Here is a 17,678-nt window from a genome sequence, read left to right as displayed (position 1 = left end):
GCCGCCGAAACAGTCGGCAGGCCTCCCTCGATTTAACCAGTTCGGCGCATCAGCCGATCGGCAGGTGCCGCTGCCACCAGTCGAGGATGATCTCGAAGCGCTGCCGGCGGTGCCGCGGCCTTCCGGTGCGCGACAGCTCGTGATCCTCGCCAGGGAACAGCACTAGCTCGGCGTCCACGCCATTGCGTTTCAGGGACTGGTAATAGCGCTCAGCCTGATCGACCGGGCACCGCAGGTCCTGCTCAGAGTGGATGACGAGGGTCGGCGTCTTCACCGAGTCGACGTAGGTCTGGGCGCTCTGGGCCCGTTGCTGCTCGGGGTCTGATCCGAGGTACTCCTGGCCGAACCATGTGCCGATGTCGGAGTTGCCGGCGAAGGCGGTGGCATCCAGGAATCCGCGTTCCACGATCGCTGCCGCGAACCGGTGGTCGTGCGCGATCGTCCACGCCGTCAGGTAGCCACCGTACGAGCCGCCCATGATGCCGACCCGGTTGTCGTCCAGGCTTGCGAACTCGCCGATCGCGCCCTCGAGGAAGTCGAGCACGTCGGTGTGGTCCACCGTTCCGAGCGCCTTCCGGATCGCGCGTCCGTGCTTCTGCCCGTACGAGGACGACCCACGCGGGTTGCACATGACGACCGCGTACCCGGCATCGGCGTACACTTGCGCCTCATCGAACAAGGACGCCGAGTAAGCCGCGAACGGCCCACCGTGGATGTTCAGCAGCACCGGGTGCGGGCCGGTGCCCTTCGGCAGCACCACCCAGCCGTGCACCGGGTAGCTATCGCGCGCGGTCACAGTCAGTTCCTTGGCGGGCAGCACGCCCGCGCGCCGCAGGCCGCCCGAGAAGTCGGTGCGCATTTGCAGCCGTCCGTCACGCAGGATGGCGACATCCCCCGCTGTGTCAGCGGCAGTCAGGGTCACGGCGACGATTCCGGATGCCGCGGCCGCACCCTGCACCTGGAACGGTCCGGCGGTGAGGGCGACCGCGCGGTTCGTGCCGAGCCGAGCCTCGAGCAGGTGCAACGCGCCGCGAACGCTGGTCTGCACCAGGACCGAGTCGTCCCCGGTGATGGTGATCGCCTGCGTGTCCGTGGTGTCAACGCTCTCGGCATCCGTGAGACGGCGCGCCTTGCCTGCACTGTCGAGCAGGTACAGGCTCTCGTTCCGACCGACGAAGTCACGACCGCCGCGCCCGAGCTCCGTGCCGGTGAAGAGCACCGACCCGGTCGGCGTGTGCTCGACCAGGCGAATGGAGCGGTTGGGCTCCTCCCCCGTCACCAGCTGCGGCTCGCTGCCAGGCTGGCTGAGGTCGAATCGCCAGAGATCAGTGCGCAGATCGCGGTCGCGGCGTTCGTGGCGAGCCGACACGGCAAGCAGCGACCGGCCATCTGGAGAAAAACTCAGCTCAAGGTGGTCGTAGTCCCCTGTGCTCAACTGCACCGGTTCCGGAGCGAGCTTGCGCGCGGGCGGCTGTGGCGTGGCCGGGCTCGGGCTGCGGGGATACACGGGCTCGGCGTCCACGTTCGGCACACGAACGGTGAACACGTGACTGCGGCGATCGTTGCTGTACCCGAGACCGTTCGCCTTGTACCGGGTGGTCGTGATCTGTCGTGCCGGTTCCGCGCCAGGGCCGAGGCCACTCACGGTCCCGTATCGGCCGTGCTCCGGGACGCGCGCCGTGAAGGCGATCCTGGTGCCATCCGGCGACCAGCGGAAGGCGCCGATGCCGAGCGGCTGATCGGTCACCTGCACCGGTTCGCCGCCGATCGCATCCACGACGTGCAACTGCCCAGCGGAATCCGCGGCGCTCGCGCGAATGAACGCGATCAGGGTGCCATCCGGGGAGAATTGCGGTGCGGTGTCGCGGAACCCGCGAGTCAGCCGTCTGGCCGCCGGTCGTCCGGAGAGCAGGACCGCCCACAGTTGGCCGACGTAACTGTCCGCCTCGAAGTCCGGGCGGGTCACTGAGACCACGGCGCGTTCACCGGTCGGGTCGATGGTCGGCCGGGAAACGCTCTGCAGCAGGGGTAGGTCGCTGGTCTTCATAGGACGAGTGCTCCTCCCAAAGGGGCGGTGTTACCGGTCAGCAAGTTACGAGCGTGGAAACTTACCGGGTCTGGAAGTCGGACACGTCGCCGACGTAGCGCGTGTTTTCTTCCGGGACCGGCGACACCGCGGCCAGCGCAACTTCAGCCGCGAACTCGCTCACGTTGTATAGCTTTCCGGCGGCCTCCTTGCGGGCGCCGATCGCCCCAGGGTTCGCTCGCTCGAGCAGGGTCGCCGTGATGGTGCCCTCGATCATGTCGCCGGAGACCACGACGAACTCGACGCCGGCGGCGGTGAGCTCGGGGATCATCGCCCGCAGGGCGTCCTCGCCTGCGCGCTTGCTCAGCGCGACCGGCTCGTACTCAGGCATGGTCGGCACAGTGCGGATGAAGTGCGCCTGGTGGCTGGTCACGAAGACCACGCGGGAGCCCTCGCCGAGCAGCCGCATTGCCCCCTGCAGCACGTTCACCTGCGCGTCGCGGTTGAGCAGCATGGCGTAGTCCTCAGCCATCCCGCTCTCCATGCCGCCGGAGGCGTTCAGGACGAGGATGTCGAGACCGCCGAACTCCTCGGCAATGGTGTCGAACATGGTGGCCACCGACGCCGGGTCCGTGAGATCGGCGCCCACCGCGATAGCAGAGCCGCCGGCTTCTTCGATCTGGCCGACGAGCTTGTTCGCCCGCCCTTCCTTGTTCCGGTAGTTGATGACGACACGCGCACCGGCCTCGGCGAAATAGGTCGCCGTGTCGGCGCCGATTCCGCGAGACGAACCAGTGACGAGTGCTCGCTTACCGGACAGGGAACCAGGCTCAAGTGGGTTGCTCACGAGACTCGACACTATCAACTCGTTGCCGTGCCCAGCCCGAGCCGGGTGATAGCTTGATGCCAGCCGACACCAAAGGAGTGCCGATTTTGCCAGAGTTCCTGACGACATATGCCTGGGTTTTCTGGTTGGCGCTGATCCTGATCTTCGTGATCATCGAGGTCTCCACGGCCGAATTAACGTTCCTGATGCTGGCGATCGGGAGTCTCGGCGGCCTCGTCAGCGGCCTGGCCGGTGGCCCGTGGTGGCTGCAGATCATCATCGCCGCGGCGCTTTCGCTGCTGCTGCTGTTCTTCGTCAAACCGCCGTTGCAACAACTGCTGAGGACCGGCGCCGATCCGGCGCGCAGCAACGTCGACGCCCTGCTCGGCATGGAGGGCCGCGTGATGCGCGACTTCGTCGACGGCGGCGGCTACGTGAAGCTCGCCAACGGTGAGACCTGGACCTCGCGACTGTCTCACCTCACCGAGGACCGTGCCCTCGTCGAGGGCGAACGCGTCATCGTGACCGCAATCGAGGGGGCGACCGCCGTGGTTGTGCCCGTGGAAAGGACCCCTGAGTGATTGTTTCGACCCAGAGCGTTGTAGCCGAGATTGTCGGGAACGTCCTGCTGTACGTGCTGATCCTGCTGGTCGCGATCTTCGTGATCGTGGTCATTTTCCGGGCCATCCGGATCGTGCCGCAGGCGACGGCCGGAGTTGTCGAACGGCTTGGCAAGTATCACAAGACGCTCAACCCGGGCCTGAACATCCTGGTTCCGTTCATTGATCGGATGCGCCCACTCATCGACATGCGCGAGCAGGTGGTCTCCTTCCCGCCGCAACCGGTGATCACCGAGGACAACCTGGTCGTCTCGATCGACACGGTGGTCTACTTCCAGGTGACGGATGCGCGGGCCGCCACGTATGAGATCGCCAACTATCTCGGTGCGGTCGAACAGCTGACTACAACCACGCTGCGTAACGTCGTCGGTGGGCTGAACCTCGAAGAGGCGCTGACCAGCCGTGATGAGATCAACGGCCAGCTGCGCATCGTGCTCGACGAAGCCACCGGGAAGTGGGGAATCCGCGTCGGCCGGGTGGAGCTCAAGGCGATTGACCCGCCCCTGTCGATCCAGGACTCGATGGAGAAGCAGATGCGTGCCGAGCGTGACCGGCGCGCGCTCATCCTCACCGCGGAGGGCACCAAGCAGTCGGCGATCCTCACGGCCGAGGGCGCCCGGCAGGCCGCGATCCTCGAGGCCGAGGGCGACGCGCGCGCCGCAGTGCTGAGGGCTGAAGGTGAGGCGCAGGCGATCTCGATCGTGTTCAGCGCCATCCACGACGGCAACCCCGACGCTCCCTTGCTCGCGTACCAGTACCTGCAGACGCTCCCGAAGATCGCCGATGGACAGGCCAGCAAGCTGTGGATCGTGCCTGCCGAGCTCACCGAGGGTATGAAGAACCTCAGCCGGGCATTCACCGCGCAGGGAACGCCTGCACCGGGAACGCCGCCGCAGCAGTAAGTCCCGCCGTGTATTTCAGTCCCGCTCCCCCGCGGGTGCTTGCGCACCGTGGACTGGCGACGACCGCGCCCGAGAACTCCATGCTGGCCTTCATGGAGGCCGTCGCGCTGGGGGTGAGCCACGTCGAGACCGATGTGCACGCCTCCGCTGATGGCGTGGCGATCGTCAGCCATGACGACACCCTGGAACGCGTCGCCAGCCGGCCGGAACGGGTGGCCGACCTGACCGCCGAGGAGTTGGCCAGGGTGCCGCTCGGGTTGGGGCAGACACTGCCGTCACTGCGGGAAGCCCTCGACGCGTTCCCGGACACCCGGTTCAACATCGACATCAAATCAGCGGATGCCGTGATCCCCACCGTGCAGGCGGTCCGCGATGCCTATGCTCGCGACCGGGTGCTGCTCACCTCGTTCAGTGAGCGTCGGCGCCGCGCCGCGGTAGAACTGCTGCCGGGTGTCGCGACGTCGGCCAGCGCACCTCGGTTCGTCGCCGCACTGCTCGCCGCGGCATCCGGCGCCCGTCCGCTGCAGCGGCTTGCGCTGCGTGGGCTGGATGCGCTGCAGGTTCCCGAGAAGACCTTAGGGCTCACCGTGTCGACACCGCGGATTCTGAACGCCTTCCATCGGGTGGGTATCGAAGTGCACGTCTGGACGGTGAACGAGGTGGCCGACATGCGCCGGTTGCTGGACGCCGGGATCGATGGTCTGGTGACCGATCGGGCGGATCTTGCGCTGGAGCTGATTCGCGCGCGCTGAAGTTCTCTGCAGGCTGGGCGAGGGATTCCGAGGTCTCGGCAGCCTTAACCAAAGGGAGTTAGGTGGCTGTGGGAAGGAAACGCCCAGCTTCTTGGTTCATACTCGTGAGTTGCATCGCGAAGAAGGAGGCCACACGATGGCGGATCGCAGTTTGCGTGGGATGAGACTGGGCGCACAGAGCCTGCAGAGCGAAGAAGGCGTCGAGTTCTCCCCGCGAAAGAGAAGTGTTTACCGTTGCGATGACGGTTCCACATTCTCAGTAATGTTTGCCGCTGAGGCGGAGGTCCCCGAGGTTTGGCAGTCGCCGAAGAGCGGTCAGGAAGGCCGACTGCTCAGCGACGAGGGTGAACTCGTGCAGACGGAAGCCGCCGAGACTAAGGCGCCTCGTACGCACTGGGACATGCTCCTGGAGCGCCGGACGCGCCCCGAGCTCGAGGAACTTCTTGAGGAGCGCTTGGCGTACCTGCGCGCTCGTCGGGGACAGCAGAAGATCGGCGCGTAGACAGCACCGTTCCGATTTCGGAATCGACCGAAGGGTCAGCCTGCGGGCTGGCCCTTCTTGCTGTCTGCGTCCTTCCGCTCCAGCCGGGCTCGAGCCTGCCATAGGCCGGCGAAACCGAGACCGAGCACGCCCGCCGCGGCGGCCAGCCACTCCAGCTGGCGGCCAATCACGAGCGCGGGAGTCTCGGTGTCACTGAGTGGTACCTCGGCGACCATCGCGTCGCGCGTAAACCACTCCAGCTCGTCGATGGTCGAGCCATCCGGTGCGATGATCGCGCTGGTTCCCACAGTGGAGATGTTCACCACGCTGCGCCCCAGTTCGAGGGCGCGGATCCGCGCGAAGGCCAGCTGCTGCACACTCTCGTCGGTGCGTCCGAAGTCGGCGTTGTTGGTCTGCGCGAAGATGATCTGGGCGCCCTGCTCGACGGATTCCCGCATGATCTGGTCGTCGACGATGTCGAAACAGATGTTGATGCCGGCGATCGCCGGTCCCAGGTCGAAGACCATGTCGGTGGTCCCAGGGGTGTAGTCGCGCGCGATCATGCCGATCAGGTCCGGGGCCAGCGCGGACCAGAACTCGCGATCGGGCACGTATTCACCAAATGGCACCGGATGCTTCTTGTCGTAGTGGTCGGTCGGGCCCACTCCGGGCTGCCACAGCATCGAGGTGTTGAAGAGTTCGCCGTCACGCTCGGTGATCGCGCCGCCCACGAGTGGCACACCGGCTTCGTCAGCGATCCGGTCGAACACGTCCGACGCTGAGGTCGACACCAGCGGGTTGATGTCGGATGCCGCCTCCGGCCAGACGATGACGTCGAGATCCTCGTCGAGGATCGGTTCGGTCGCCTCGACGTGGTCGCGGAGATTGTCGCCCAGGTCTCGCACGTCGAAGTAGCCGGCCTTCGAGTTGCCCTGGACCGCGCCGACGCGGAGGCTGTCGTGCACGGCAACCGGGAACACGGGGGTTGCGACCATCGCGACCAGCACGACCGCGGCCGGGATGAGCCGGACGGTGGGCCGCGCGGTCCGGAGAGTGGCCGCCTCGATGACCATCGCGACGAACAGCACCATGACGAAGCTCACGCCTGACGTGCCCAGCCAGGCGAACAACGGCGCCAGCGGAGATTCCGACTGCGACTGGGCCACTCGGCCCCAGGAGAATCCGCCGTAGGGCCAGACGCTTGCCCATGCTTCTCGTGCGGTCCACAACCCGGCGACCACGACCGGCAGGAACAGCAGTCGCTCCAGGGTGCCTCGGCGCGAGCGTGGCAGCCAGCGGTAGGCAAGGGCGATCGCCATGGTGCCGAGGGCGAAGAACAGCGCCTCGAGCACGGACAGGGCCGCCCACGGCACCACGCCGAGGAACAGTGTCGCCCACTGGACGTGGATCCCGTAGAAGCTGACACCGGCGACGAAACCGATGAGCAGGCTCCGCGGCACGTTCTGACCGCGCACGGCGATCAGCACGAGCCCGATACCGACGAAAGTCAGCGGCCACAGGCCAAGGTCGGGGAAGCCCGCATCAAGCACCGGGCCGGCGACGGCGGCAACGATTAGCGCTAGCCAGAGCGGTAACTCCCCCCGGACACCGAGCTGGATGCGGAGGCGGCGGCGGGTGGGTCGGGTGGAGCTGGGGCTGATCACGGTGCCATCCAGCCTAAGCGACTGTTCCTCAGGCGACGCTGCTGTACGCGACAATGCCCCTCCTGATCGCGTCGAGCGCTGCCCGGGCGGTGCGGCCGACCGGTCCGTCAGCGACGACCGAGAGCTGGTCGAGCAGGTCGATGGTCTGTTTGCTCCAGCGGACGAAGTCGCCAGCGGCCAGGTCCGCGTCGCGCAGCACGGTGTCGAGCGGCGCTCCCTGCGCCCAGCGGTACATGGCCAGGCACAACCCGGTGCCGAGCGGCTCGGAGCCCGGCAGTCGGTTGTCGCGCTCGAGATCGTCGAGTCGCGCCCACAGATCGCCCGTCCGGTCGAGGGCCTCCCGGAACGGTCCGCGCGGCAACATCCGTTCGCTCTGTTCGCCCTCCTCGCGGCGCGGCTCGTAGACGATCGCAGCGGCCATCGCGGCCAGGGCTGGAGCGTCGAGCTTGGTCCACACCTCGCGGCGCAGGCACTCGGCGACGAGCAGGTCCCGTTCTCCATAAATTCGCCGCAGCACTCGGCCATGCTGGCTGAGAGCGACAGTGCCGTCTTCGGCCACCACGAGGTAACCGATCTCTTGCAGGACATCGGTGACCCGGTCGAAGACCTTCGCCACCGCACCGGTGCGGCCGCGGATCTGGCTGGTCAGCTGGTCACCCTGCTTCTTCAGCCGCCACCACCGCTCGGCCCAGCGGGCGTGCGCCTCCCGGTCTGAGCACCCGTGGCAGGGGTGCGCCCGGAGCCGCTTGCGGAGCCCGTTCAGTTGACGCTGGCGGCGATCCCGCTCGGCCCGGCTGGACATGTCGGCCCGCGACTGTCCCTTGCGTTCAAGATCGGTGAGCTCGCGGCGGATCGTGGCGTACTCGCGGAAGTCGCCGAGGTGGCAGGTCATCGCCTCTTCATATCCGCCGAGCGACTTCTCTATCTCGCGCACCTTGCGGGCGAGGTCGACGACCGAACGGTCTGCCTGAAACTGCGCGAACGAGGACTCGAGGATCTCGCGGGTGCGCTCGCGTCCGAACTGGGCAATCAGGTTGACGGCCATGTTGTAGGTCGGCCGGAAGCTGGAGTTCAGCGGGTAGGTGCGCCGCGAGGCCAGCGACGCGACCGCCTGCGGGTCCAGCCCGCTGACCCATTGGATCACCGAGTGCCCCTCGACGTCGATACCGCGGCGGCCGGCGCGCCCGGTCAGCTGGGTGTACTCCCCCGGCGTGATCGGCACCCGGGCCTCGCCATTGAACTTCTCAAGCTTCTCGAGGACCACCGTCCGGGCGGGCATGTTGATTCCGAGCGCGAGGGTCTCGGTGGCGAAGACCGCCCGAACCAGCTTGCGCTGGAACAGCTCCTCAACCACTTCCTTGAAGGCGGGCAGCATCCCGGCGTGGTGCGCGGCGACGCCCCGCTCGAGGCCTTCCAACCATTCCCAGTAGCCGAGCACGGCAAGGTCTTCGTCGAGCAGGGTGCGGCAGCGGTCCTCGACGATCGCGCGGATCTCGTCACGCTCATGCCGTTCGGTGAGCACGACTCCAGCGCGCAGCACCTGACGGACGGCCGCGTCGCAGCCCGCCCTGGAGAAGATGAAGAAGATCGCCGGCAACAGGTTCTTCGACGCGAGCATGGCCACCACCTCGGGGCGGTCCATCCGGTCCATCCGGTCCGGGTTACCGCGCCGGTCGCGGACCGCCGGATGTCTCCGGCCAGAGCGTTCGGCCCTGCCGCCGCCTCCGCGGGCCAGCTGCACCAGCTCGGGGTTCACTCGGTTGGCGGTGGCATGACCCGGCACGGTCTCGAACAGGTCGAGCAGTTTGGTGCGCATCAGCACGTGCTGGTCGAGCGGCACCGGGCGTTCCTCGGAGACGATCACATCGGTGTCTCCGCGCACGGCCTGCAGCCAGTCGCCGAACTCCTCGGCGTTTGAGACGGTCGCGCTGAGCGACACCATCCGCACCGACTGCGGCAGGTGGATGATGACTTCTTCCCAGACGGCGCCGCGGAACCGGTCGGCGAGGTAGTGCACCTCGTCCATGATCACGTACTCAAGGTTCTGCAGCAGGTCGCTGTCGGCATAGAGCATGTTGCGCAGCACCTCGGTCGTCATTACGACGATCCGCGCCCCGCTGTTGATGTTGGTGTCCCCGGTGAGCAGGCCGACCTGGTCCGCACCGTACTCGGCGACCAGCTCGTTGAACTTCTGGTTGCTGAGCGCCTTCATCGGTGTCGTGTAGAACACCTTCGCCGTGGTTTCGAACATCGCGAGGAACACCGCGAACTCGGCCACGATGGTCTTTCCTGCGCCGGTCGGCGCGGCGACCAGCACGCTGCGGCCCTCGTCCAGGCTCTGGCAGGCGGCCTCTTGAAACGGGTCGAGATCGAATCGTTGCCGGTCGCGGAAGGCCTGCAGCCGCACGCTGGCGCGGCGGGCCTGGGATGCCGCGTAGCGCTCGGCCGGCGACAGTTCGGTCGTCATGCGCCTGCGAGTTCGGCGTCGAGGGCGGCGCTGCGCCTGCTGGCCCGGCGGTCATGCACCCAGGCGATGCCCCACGCGGTGAAGTACAGCAGGATCATCGGCACCATCAGCATGAACATGCTGACGATGTCGGCCGCGGGGGTGGCCAGCGCGGTGAACACCGCGATCAACAGGATCGCGATCCGCCAGCCCTTGAGGATGGCCAACGCCGAGATCACGCCGGCGAAGTTCAACAGCACCAGGAACACCGGCAGCACAAACGCGATACCGATCGCGAGGATCAGTTTGAGTGTGAAGTCGAGGTAGGTCTTCGCCTGCAGGAATGTGGTGTCCTCGATCGGTGCGAACCCGGTCATCAGGCCGACCATGTTCGGCAGGATGAACCATCCGACTGCGCAGCCGGCGAGGAATAGCGGCACCGCCGACACGAGGAAGCCGATGGTGTAGCGCTTCTCCTTGCGCTGCATCGCAGGCGCGAAGTACGCCCAGATCTGGTACAGCCAGATCGGACTGGTGATGATCACACCGACGCCGATCGCGATGCCCATCATGATGTCGAAGGACTCGGTGATGTAGCTGTAGTTGATCTCGGCTGTACGTCCCTGTTCGGCGGCGATCTGCAGCACCGGAGCGCGTAACTGTGCCCAGACCCACCCGGCGATGTAGAAGTCGCCCAGTTTGGTGAAGGGCAGAATCTCGCCGACCCTGATGAAGGCGATGACTGTTCCAGCGACGATCGCGATTGCCGAGATGAACAGCCGCTTCCGTAGCTCGAGGAGGTGTTCCTTAAGCGACATCCGACGTTCGCGGTTCGCGCCCCGCTTCGCGCGCGCGGCCACGGCGACTACGGCTTCGGCGTCGTCTCAGACGACGTTGCCGGGGGCTCCTCGGTGTCCTTGGACTGCTCGTCCTTCGGCTGCTTGTCAGACTTCGCCTCCGACTTGAGGATCTTGAATGACTGGCCGAGGCTCTTCGCCAAGGCGGGCAGCTTAGGAGCGCCGAACAACAGAAGGATGATGACTAGGAGGATGATCCATTCCCAGCCTTGCAGGCCAGAGAGCATTAGCGCGTCCTTCGGTTCGGTGCTGAGGGATGGTAAAAGTCTACTCTGCGTACCTGTCGGCTCCGGTCATTGCCCAGTCCTGCACAACGGCCCGGGCTTCATCCGGTGAAAGGACGGTCGCCAGCCCCGGCATTCCCGCAATCAGGCGCTTGAGGCTGTGGTAGTGCGCCACCCGGATCGTGACCCGCAGGAGTCCGCCTGGAACCTCGACCGGGGCACTGCTCGAGTCGAGGTAGTCGCCGAGAAGACTCAGCGCGGACGGGGCAATGTCGATGGTCACGGTGAGGTCTTCGCTCGACCCCACGAACAGGGTGTCAGGGACCGGAACATCGGCACTGCGGTGGTTGATCGGCTCGTCGGTGATCTCGGGCGCCGACATCCGGTCCAGCCGGAAGGTGCGGAACGCCTCCCGGGTGTGGTCCCAACCGCGCAGGTACCAGTCGGTGTCGACCGCGTCGACGCGTAACGGGTCGACGCGCCGGCGCTCCCGCTCCCCGCGCGCGTTGAGATAGTCGAAGCCGAGCTGCACGCCCTGTTCGACAGCCTGGCGGATCAAGGAGATGGTCTCGTCCGAGGTGGACCCCTCCACCGCGACGGCGGCCGGGAGAGCGGATGCCCCGCGGGACAGTTTGTCGGTGAGTGAAGCGATCGCGGCGCGGTCGGCGTGCTCGGGCAGCGCGGACAGGTACTGCAGTCCGGCGATCAGGGCGGCCGCCTCCCTGGCCGAGAACCGCGGAGTCTCGTCGATCGCGACCATATTGGTGAGCACGATCTCGTCGTGCTCCTCGAAGTCGTCCCAGGCGATGTCGAACAGGTCCTCGGGCTGATAGGTGCGGGTGTCACCGGGGATGCCGCTGACCACCAGCATCATCACCGCGTCGCGGATCTGCTGCTTGCTGACCCCGAAGTGACGCGCGGCTTCGGCGACGCTGACCCGGTCATGGTCCATCAGGTACGGCACGAGCGACAGCAGGAACGCGAGCTTGTCCTGGGCCTGCATCTGAGTGCGCTTCTCAGCCATGTTTCACCGCCACGAGCACGAGCCGGCTGCGGACGGCTTCACGGAGTTCCGGGGGTGAGAGCACCAGCACCTCCGGGCCGTACGAGGTCAGTTCGTCGGCGAATACGTTCAGGTCGGTGAAGTGCATCAGCAGGGTCCCGGAGTCGGTGCGCTCGGTGCCGCGCCGCTTCTGCAGTCGGGTGGCGGCATCCGTACCGTCCTCGACCTGGAGCTCGGCGACGTTGCTGCGCCAGACTTCGTCTAGACCGGCCAGCGCGGTAGCGGAGTGGTCGCCGGGGCGCTCGTCGAACGGCTTGCCGGTGGTCACCTTGCTGACGATTCGGCGTAACAGGTATGTGCGGGTGGCACCGTTCGCGGTGTCCTCCGCGTACAGGTGCCAGCGTCCCTGGTGCTGCACCAGCGCGAGTGGCAGCACGGTACGCTTTCCCGCCTCGGCCTCGCCCGGCTTCAGGTAGTCGAAGCTCACCACGACGCGTTTCGAGAGGGCGGCGTTCAGCGGCTCGAAGGCGGCGTCGCGCACCCGCACCCGAGGTGCGTAGCCGAGCACCGGTTCGGCGGTCTCCACGCCCAGGCCGCGCAGCTTGATCAGCGCGCGTCGCGACTGGTCCGACAGCGAGCCCTCCCGCCAGACCATCGCGGCGAGATTCAGCAGCGCGGTTTCCTCAGCAGTGAAGGTGATGTCGTCGGGCAGCTCGTAATTGCCGCGCGGGATGCGGTAGCGAGCGTTCTGGTTGTTCCCGGGGTCGATCGGGCTGTCGAGCGTCTCAAGCGGCACACCGAGCTCGCGGATGTCGTCTTTGTCGCGCTCGAACTGACGTTCCAAGTTGGAGTTGTCACCCGCGGGCGAGTACCGCTGCCGATACCCCTGCACGGTCGACAGGATCTCGGTCTTGGTGAGCCCGTTGTCGCTCGCGAGGAGCGCCAGGACAAGCGAGAACAGTCGTTCCTCGACGGGAACACGTTGGATGGCGCTCACGACAAGGACTCCTCCGGCCTACTCGATGCCGAGGATGTCGAAGACCATCACGATCGTCGAGCCGGCGGGGATGGCGGGTACGGCGCCCTCTGGGTAGCCATACTCCGGCGGGACCACCGCAACGATCTGGGAGCCGACCTGCTGCCCGATGAGCGCCTCGGCGAATCCGGCGGGCAGGCCCGACTGCGGGTTGTCCTCGATGCTTTCGGCGGTGAGAGTCGCCGGTGACTTCGTCGCCCAGGTGCTGTCGAATACCGCGCTCGACTCCCAGACGAATCCGGAGTAATGCACGATGACCTCATCGCCTTCTTCGACCGTTTCACCGTCGCCCTGCTTGGTGACGGCGATCTTCAGGTCGTCCGGCGCGTCCGAGTTCGGGATCGTCACGCCAGGCGTTCCGTCCGGCGCGGTGACCACGGCCGGGAAGCCCGGCTTGCCCAGCTGGTCGGCTCCGTTGGCGCGGCCGAGGTAGGCGTCCTGCACGTCCATGACGGCGATCAGGGTGTCCTCGTTGGCCAGTCCGAGCCGCGGGTCGAGGGTGTCGGCGCCATAGACCTCGGCGACGGTCGTGGCCGCGACGACCCGGCTGCCGACCTTCGCGCACTCAAGCGCCGAGCCGAACAAGTCCTCCGGGTCACCGACGGTGCGCCGGATCGGCTGCGATTCGTCGTAGCTGGACGAGGTGATCTCGGTGCCGGTCTCACCGTGCAGCAGCGTCAGCTGCAGGTCGGCGACCTGTCCTTCGCGCAACGGCTGACCCTCGCCGTCCTCGAGGACCGAGACCTCGGTACTCGAGGTGAAGAGCGGGGTCGGGAAGGTCACGCGGGGCGCATTGCCCACCGAGCCACTGGCGGAGACCAGCTCGGACGCCGTGCCCGAGGGGTACGGAGCCCCGCAATTCGCCTGGGCAGTGCAAGCAGTCAGGGTCGACAGCAATGCTGCGGCGACGACGAGCGCGGGAGTCTTGCGCACGAATCCTTCTTTCGATTGATCGCGGGACGGGCAGAATAACTCTACTTGTTGTCGCTATTTGCGGATGACTCCGCCTCGGCCGCCCTTTCGGCAGTGCGCTGAGCCTCACGCGCGGACTTGCGGAGCTTCTTGTCGCTCGCGCTCCGCTCCCCCAACGCGCCGGGAGTCCACAGTTCAACATCCTCATCGCTGTAGTCGGACTTCGACGCGCGACGCTTGGTCTGCGGCAGCACGGCGCCGGGGGCGAGGCGCCGGGCGGTGACCAGGAAGCCGGTGTGACCGATCATCCGGTGGTCCGGCCGAACGGCCAGGCCCTCGACGTGCCACCCGCGCACGAGCGTCTCGAACGGGTCGGGGTCGGTGAACAGTTCGGTGCCGCGGATCGCCTCGGCGACGCGGGACAGCTGGGTGACGGTGGCCACGTAACAGACCAACAGGCCGCCGGGCGCGAGGGCGTCGGCGACAACCGGCAGGCACTCCCATGGGGCGAGCATGTCAAGCACGACGCGGTCGACGGTGCCCGGCTGAACGGTCGCAGGCAGGGCTTCCACGAGGTCACCGACGGTGACATCCCAGTTGGTGGGGTCAGCGCCGAGGAAGCTGCCGACGTTGCCGCGCGCGACATCCGCGAATTCCTCGCGACGCTCGAAGGAATGCAGGTGACCTTCCGAACCGATCGCCCGCAGCAGCCACAGGGACAGCGCCCCCGAGCCGACGCCCGCCTCGACGACGGTCGCGCCGGGGAAGATATCGGCGAAGGCGACGATCTGGGCGGCATCCTTCGGGTAGATGATGGCCGCACCTCGCGGCATCGACATGACGAAGTCGTTCAGCAGCGGGCGCAGCGCCAGGTACTTGTCGCCGTTCGATGCCTCGAGCACCGAGCCATCCGGGAGCCCGATGATCCCGTCGTGGTTCAGCATCCCCCGGTGGGTGTGGAAGACCTTGCCGGCTTCGAGGGTGATGGTATGCAGCTTGTTCTTCGGGCCGGTGAGCTGCACCCGGTCGCCGGCTCGGAATGGGCCGCTCTGGCGGCGCAGGACGTGGGTCATCAAAGGCTCCTGTTTCGGGCTGTGTGCACGGCCACCAGATCGGCGATCGTGCGGTCGTCGAGCGTCGGCCACAGCGTGTACTGGTCGCTGTCGGCAATGCTGGTGTGCAGGGGCACCCCGATCGTCGTCGCACCGGCGGCGACGGCCGAAGCGATACCGGGCGCGGAGTCTTCGATCGCGACGCAGTCGGTGGCGGCGACGCCGATCAGATCGGCGCCCAGCAGGTACGGTTCGGGGTGCGGCTTGCTGCGGGTCACGTCATCGCCGGCGACGATCGCGTCGAACGCGGGGAAATCGATCGCCTGTGCGACCCGTTCGGCCATCCGGCGCATCGACATGGTGACCAGGGCGGTCTTGACGCCGGCTTCGCGCAGTTCGGCGAGCAGCTGCCGCGCTCCCGGCCGCCAGGGCACCTCGACATCGATCTGCTGCAGCACCCGGCTGGTGAGCGCGCCGATGATCTCGTCTTCGGTCAGTGCGACGCCATGGTCCTGCAGGATGCGGGCGGAGTGCCATAGCCCCTGCCCGACGAGGCCCATCGCGTCGGCGTGGCTCCAGGTGCCGCCGTATTCCTCGACCAGGCGGGTCTCGGCATCCATCCAGTACGGTTCGGTGTCGACGATGGTGCCATCCATGTCCCAGAGCACCGCGGCGGGGGTCAGCGTAGTCACAACGAACCAGTCTAAATCGGCGAGGGTTCTATCCTTGACTGAAAGCACCCGGCCGCCCCGGCTGGGCGAGGCAAGGATGAGAGTGCCAGATACGACTGTATTCACCAGCGGCCGCATCCTGGTCGTCGCGTTCGAAGGCTGGAACGACGCAGGCGAGGCGGCGAGCGGAGCGATCGATGTGCTCCGCGACCAGCTCGAGGTCTACCCGATCGCGGAAGTCGAGCCGGAGGACTACTTCGACTACCAGTTCAATCGGCCGATGGTGGAACGCGACGAGCACGGCGAGCGGGCGATCGTGTGGCCGAGCGTGACCATGTACGGGCCGACCCAGCCGAGCCGGTCATCGCTGTACCTGCTCACCGGAACGGAGCCCTCACGGGGCTGGAAGACGTTCACCAGCGAGATCATGGAGGCCGTGATCGACAGCGGCATCACCGGGATCGTGATGCTCGGGGCGATGCTGGCCGATGTGCCGCACACCCGGCCGATCTCCGTGTTCGCCAGCAGTGAGAACCCGCAGTTGCGGCACGAGTTCGGGCTGGAACGAAGCGTGTATGAGGGACCGGTCGGCATCCTGTCGGTGCTGGCGGATGCTGCGGAGAAAGCCGGCATCCCCACCATGACGATCTGGGCCTCGGTGCCGCACTACGTGCACAATGCGCCGTCTCCGAAGGCGACCCTCGCGCTGCTGGACAAGCTCGAGGAAGTTGTCGACGTGGTGATCCCCCGCACCGAACTGGTGCAGGAGTCGGCGGTCTGGGAGACCGGAATCGACGCGCTCGCCAACGACGACGACGACATGTCGGCCTACATCCACCAGCTCGAAGCCGCGCGTGACGCGGTTGAGGCGCCCGAGGCCAGCGGCGACGCGATCGCCGAGGAGTTCGAGAAGTACCTGCGGCGCCGCGATCGCCGCGACGGCCGCGGCGGACATGGTGGTCCGGGCGAGGACCCCTGGCGCCCTAGCGGAGGCTGATCCCCAGCAGCGCCTCAATCGCGTCCAGCGAGACGGAACTCGGCCGCGTTTGCCGCGCGACGTGCTGGTCGACTTCGGCAACCGCCGCCGGCGTGTCCAGATCGTGCGCCAGTAGAGTCCGCAGTTCGGCGACGAGAGAGTCGTCGTCGCCCTGCTCGGTCGCTGCCCAGGCCACCCAGCGCACCAGGCGCGCTTCGGCGGCGGTCAGCGACTCATCGGTCCAGTCCCAGTCCTGGCGGTAGTGCTCGGTGAGCAGCGCCAGCCGAATGGCGCGCGGGTCGGTTCCGGCGGAGCGAAGCTTCGACACGAAGACCAGGTTGCCGAGCGATTTCGACATCTTCTCGCCCTGATAGGCGACCATCCCGGCGTGCGAGTACAACGATGCCAGGGGCGTGCCGGTGAGCGCAGCGGTGTGCGCGGCGCTGAACTCGTGGTGCGGGAAGACCAGATCGGATCCCCCGCCGTTCACGGTGATCGGGATGTCGAGGGTTTGCTGCGCGATCACCGAGCATTCGATGTGCCAGCCGGGGCGGCCGGGGCCGACCGGAGATGCCCAGGCCGGCTCGCCGTCGCGCTCGGCCCGCCAGAGCAGCGGGTCAAGCGGATTCCGCTTGCCGGCGCGCTGCGGGTCTCCCCCGCGTTCGGCGAACAACTCGAGCATCGTGCTCTCGTCGAGGCGTGACTCCTCACCGAGCCGCCAGGGCGCGCCTGCTTCGGCGGCGGCGTTGTCGAAGTACACATCGTCATCCACCCGGTAGCCGAACCCTCGGTCGACGAGATCGGCGACGGCCTCGGCGATCGGGTCGATCACATCGGTCACGGCGATGAAGTGGTCGGGCGGAATCACGCCGAGCGCCTGCATGTCCTGCCGGAACAGTTCGGTCTGTTCGGCCGCGAGATCGCGCCAGTCGACGCCGGTCTGCGCGGCGCGCTCGAGCAGTGGGTCGTCGACATCCGTCACATTCTGCGCGTAGCGCACCTCGTACCCGGCGTCGAGCCACAACCGCACCAGCGTGTCGAAGGCGAGGTAGGTGGCGGCATGGCCGATATGTGCGGCGTCGTACGGCGTGATGCCGCAGACGTAGAGCCCAGCGACGCCGTCGCGCGGTTCGGCCGGGCGCACCGATTGCGACACCGTGTCAAACAGCATGGGAACGGGTCCTTGACCGGGCAGCGCGGGACGGGCGGGACTGTTCCAAGACTGCATGC

Annotated in this window: 17 protein-coding genes; 5 read left to right on the top strand and 12 right to left on the bottom strand. The window is 67.0% G+C overall.

The annotated features are described in order from the left end of the window. Positions 1 to 49: 49 nt before the first annotated feature. Both GO591_RS07375 and GO591_RS07370 read right to left on the bottom strand, forming a co-directional pair. Positions 50 to 2,047 carry a S9 family peptidase gene (locus GO591_RS07375; protein WP_157156225.1) on the bottom strand — a complete coding sequence of 666 codons (1,998 nt, stop codon included), beginning with the start codon at positions 2,045 to 2,047 and terminating at the stop codon, positions 50 to 52. Between the two features lie 61 nt (positions 2,048 to 2,108). Next, positions 2,109 to 2,873 (bottom strand): SDR family oxidoreductase, encoded by a 765-nt coding sequence (locus tag GO591_RS07370; RefSeq protein ID WP_157156224.1) that lies wholly within the window; start codon positions 2,871 to 2,873, stop codon positions 2,109 to 2,111. A gap of 77 nt (positions 2,874 to 2,950) precedes the next feature. Here GO591_RS07370 and GO591_RS07365 point away from each other — a divergent pair, with 77 nt between their 5' ends. The 4 genes from GO591_RS07365 (at position 2,951) to GO591_RS07350 (ending at position 5,628) form a co-directional block, all read left to right on the top strand. Continuing rightward, entirely contained in the window at positions 2,951 to 3,433 is a 483-nt protein-coding gene (locus tag GO591_RS07365) for an NfeD family protein (RefSeq protein WP_232466321.1), read from the top strand. Positions 3,434 to 3,462: 29 nt separating this feature from the next. Beyond that, a complete protein-coding gene (locus GO591_RS07360) occupies positions 3,463 to 4,374 on the top strand; it encodes an SPFH domain-containing protein (RefSeq protein WP_157157822.1) in 912 nt (303 codons plus the stop codon). An 8-nt stretch (positions 4,375 to 4,382) separates the two neighbouring features. Then, positions 4,383 to 5,126 (top strand): glycerophosphodiester phosphodiesterase family protein, encoded by a 744-nt coding sequence (locus tag GO591_RS07355; protein WP_232466317.1) that lies wholly within the window; start codon positions 4,383 to 4,385, stop codon positions 5,124 to 5,126. 136 nt (positions 5,127 to 5,262) lie between these two features. Continuing rightward, positions 5,263 to 5,628, top strand: coding sequence for an RNA polymerase-binding protein RbpA (locus tag GO591_RS07350; RefSeq protein ID WP_157156222.1), 366 nt, complete (start codon positions 5,263 to 5,265; stop codon positions 5,626 to 5,628). 35 nt (positions 5,629 to 5,663) lie between these two features. Here GO591_RS07350 and lnt read toward each other — a convergent pair whose 3' ends face one another. The 9 genes from lnt to GO591_RS07305 are packed head-to-tail and all read right to left on the bottom strand — an operon-like array spanning position 5,664 to position 15,493. After that, entirely contained in the window at positions 5,664 to 7,325 is a 1,662-nt protein-coding gene (gene lnt / locus GO591_RS07345) for an apolipoprotein N-acyltransferase (RefSeq protein ID WP_232466316.1), read from the bottom strand. Next, positions 7,300 to 9,738, bottom strand: coding sequence for a DEAD/DEAH box helicase (locus GO591_RS07340; RefSeq protein WP_157156221.1), 2,439 nt, complete (start codon positions 9,736 to 9,738; stop codon positions 7,300 to 7,302). Before GO591_RS07340 ends, lnt begins: the two co-directional genes overlap by 26 nt. Further along, complete coding sequence (tatC, locus tag GO591_RS07335; RefSeq protein ID WP_157156220.1) at positions 9,735 to 10,535, bottom strand: twin-arginine translocase subunit TatC; 801 nt, start codon at positions 10,533 to 10,535, stop codon at positions 9,735 to 9,737. Before tatC ends, GO591_RS07340 begins: the two co-directional genes overlap by 4 nt. A gap of 47 nt (positions 10,536 to 10,582) precedes the next feature. Beyond that, on the bottom strand, positions 10,583 to 10,801 hold the full coding sequence (gene tatA / locus GO591_RS16035; protein WP_157156219.1) for a twin-arginine translocase TatA/TatE family subunit: 219 nt from the start codon (positions 10,799 to 10,801) through the stop codon (positions 10,583 to 10,585). Positions 10,802 to 10,841: 40 nt separating this feature from the next. After that, a complete protein-coding gene (locus GO591_RS07325; protein ID WP_157156218.1) occupies positions 10,842 to 11,822 on the bottom strand; it encodes a helix-turn-helix transcriptional regulator in 981 nt (326 codons plus the stop codon). Next, complete coding sequence (locus GO591_RS07320) at positions 11,815 to 12,798, bottom strand: helix-turn-helix transcriptional regulator (protein WP_157156217.1); 984 nt, start codon at positions 12,796 to 12,798, stop codon at positions 11,815 to 11,817. The genes GO591_RS07325 and GO591_RS07320 overlap by 8 nt, the downstream gene beginning before the upstream one ends. Positions 12,799 to 12,816: 18 nt before the next feature. Continuing rightward, positions 12,817 to 13,770, bottom strand: a complete 954-nt coding sequence (locus GO591_RS07315) for an FKBP-type peptidyl-prolyl cis-trans isomerase (RefSeq protein ID WP_157156216.1) — start codon at positions 13,768 to 13,770, stop codon at positions 12,817 to 12,819. 41 nt (positions 13,771 to 13,811) lie between these two features. Further along, the gene (locus GO591_RS07310; protein ID WP_157156215.1) at positions 13,812 to 14,822 is read right to left on the bottom strand and encodes a tRNA (adenine-N1)-methyltransferase; all 1,011 of its coding nucleotides are present in this window, start codon (positions 14,820 to 14,822) and stop codon (positions 13,812 to 13,814) included. Further along, positions 14,822 to 15,493, bottom strand: coding sequence for an HAD family hydrolase (locus tag GO591_RS07305; protein WP_157156214.1), 672 nt, complete (start codon positions 15,491 to 15,493; stop codon positions 14,822 to 14,824). The genes GO591_RS07310 and GO591_RS07305 overlap by 1 nt, the downstream gene beginning before the upstream one ends. An 82-nt stretch (positions 15,494 to 15,575) precedes the next feature. On the opposite strand from GO591_RS07305, the gene GO591_RS07300 reads away from it, so the two are divergent. Then, positions 15,576 to 16,469 (top strand): PAC2 family protein, encoded by an 894-nt coding sequence (locus tag GO591_RS07300; protein ID WP_232466314.1) that lies wholly within the window; start codon positions 15,576 to 15,578, stop codon positions 16,467 to 16,469. On the opposite strand, the gene mshC is transcribed toward GO591_RS07300, so the two are convergent. Next, on the bottom strand, positions 16,456 to 17,676 hold the full coding sequence (gene mshC, locus GO591_RS07295; RefSeq protein ID WP_157156212.1) for a cysteine--1-D-myo-inosityl 2-amino-2-deoxy-alpha-D-glucopyranoside ligase: 1,221 nt from the start codon (positions 17,674 to 17,676) through the stop codon (positions 16,456 to 16,458). The genes GO591_RS07300 and mshC overlap by 14 nt on opposite strands. Positions 17,677 to 17,678 lie beyond the last annotated feature (2 nt).

The organism is Diaminobutyricimonas sp. LJ205 (assembly GCF_009755725.1).
Taxonomy (GTDB): Bacteria; Actinomycetota; Actinomycetes; order Actinomycetales; family Microbacteriaceae; genus Ruicaihuangia.
This window is presented reverse-complemented; position numbering and strand designations above follow the sequence as displayed.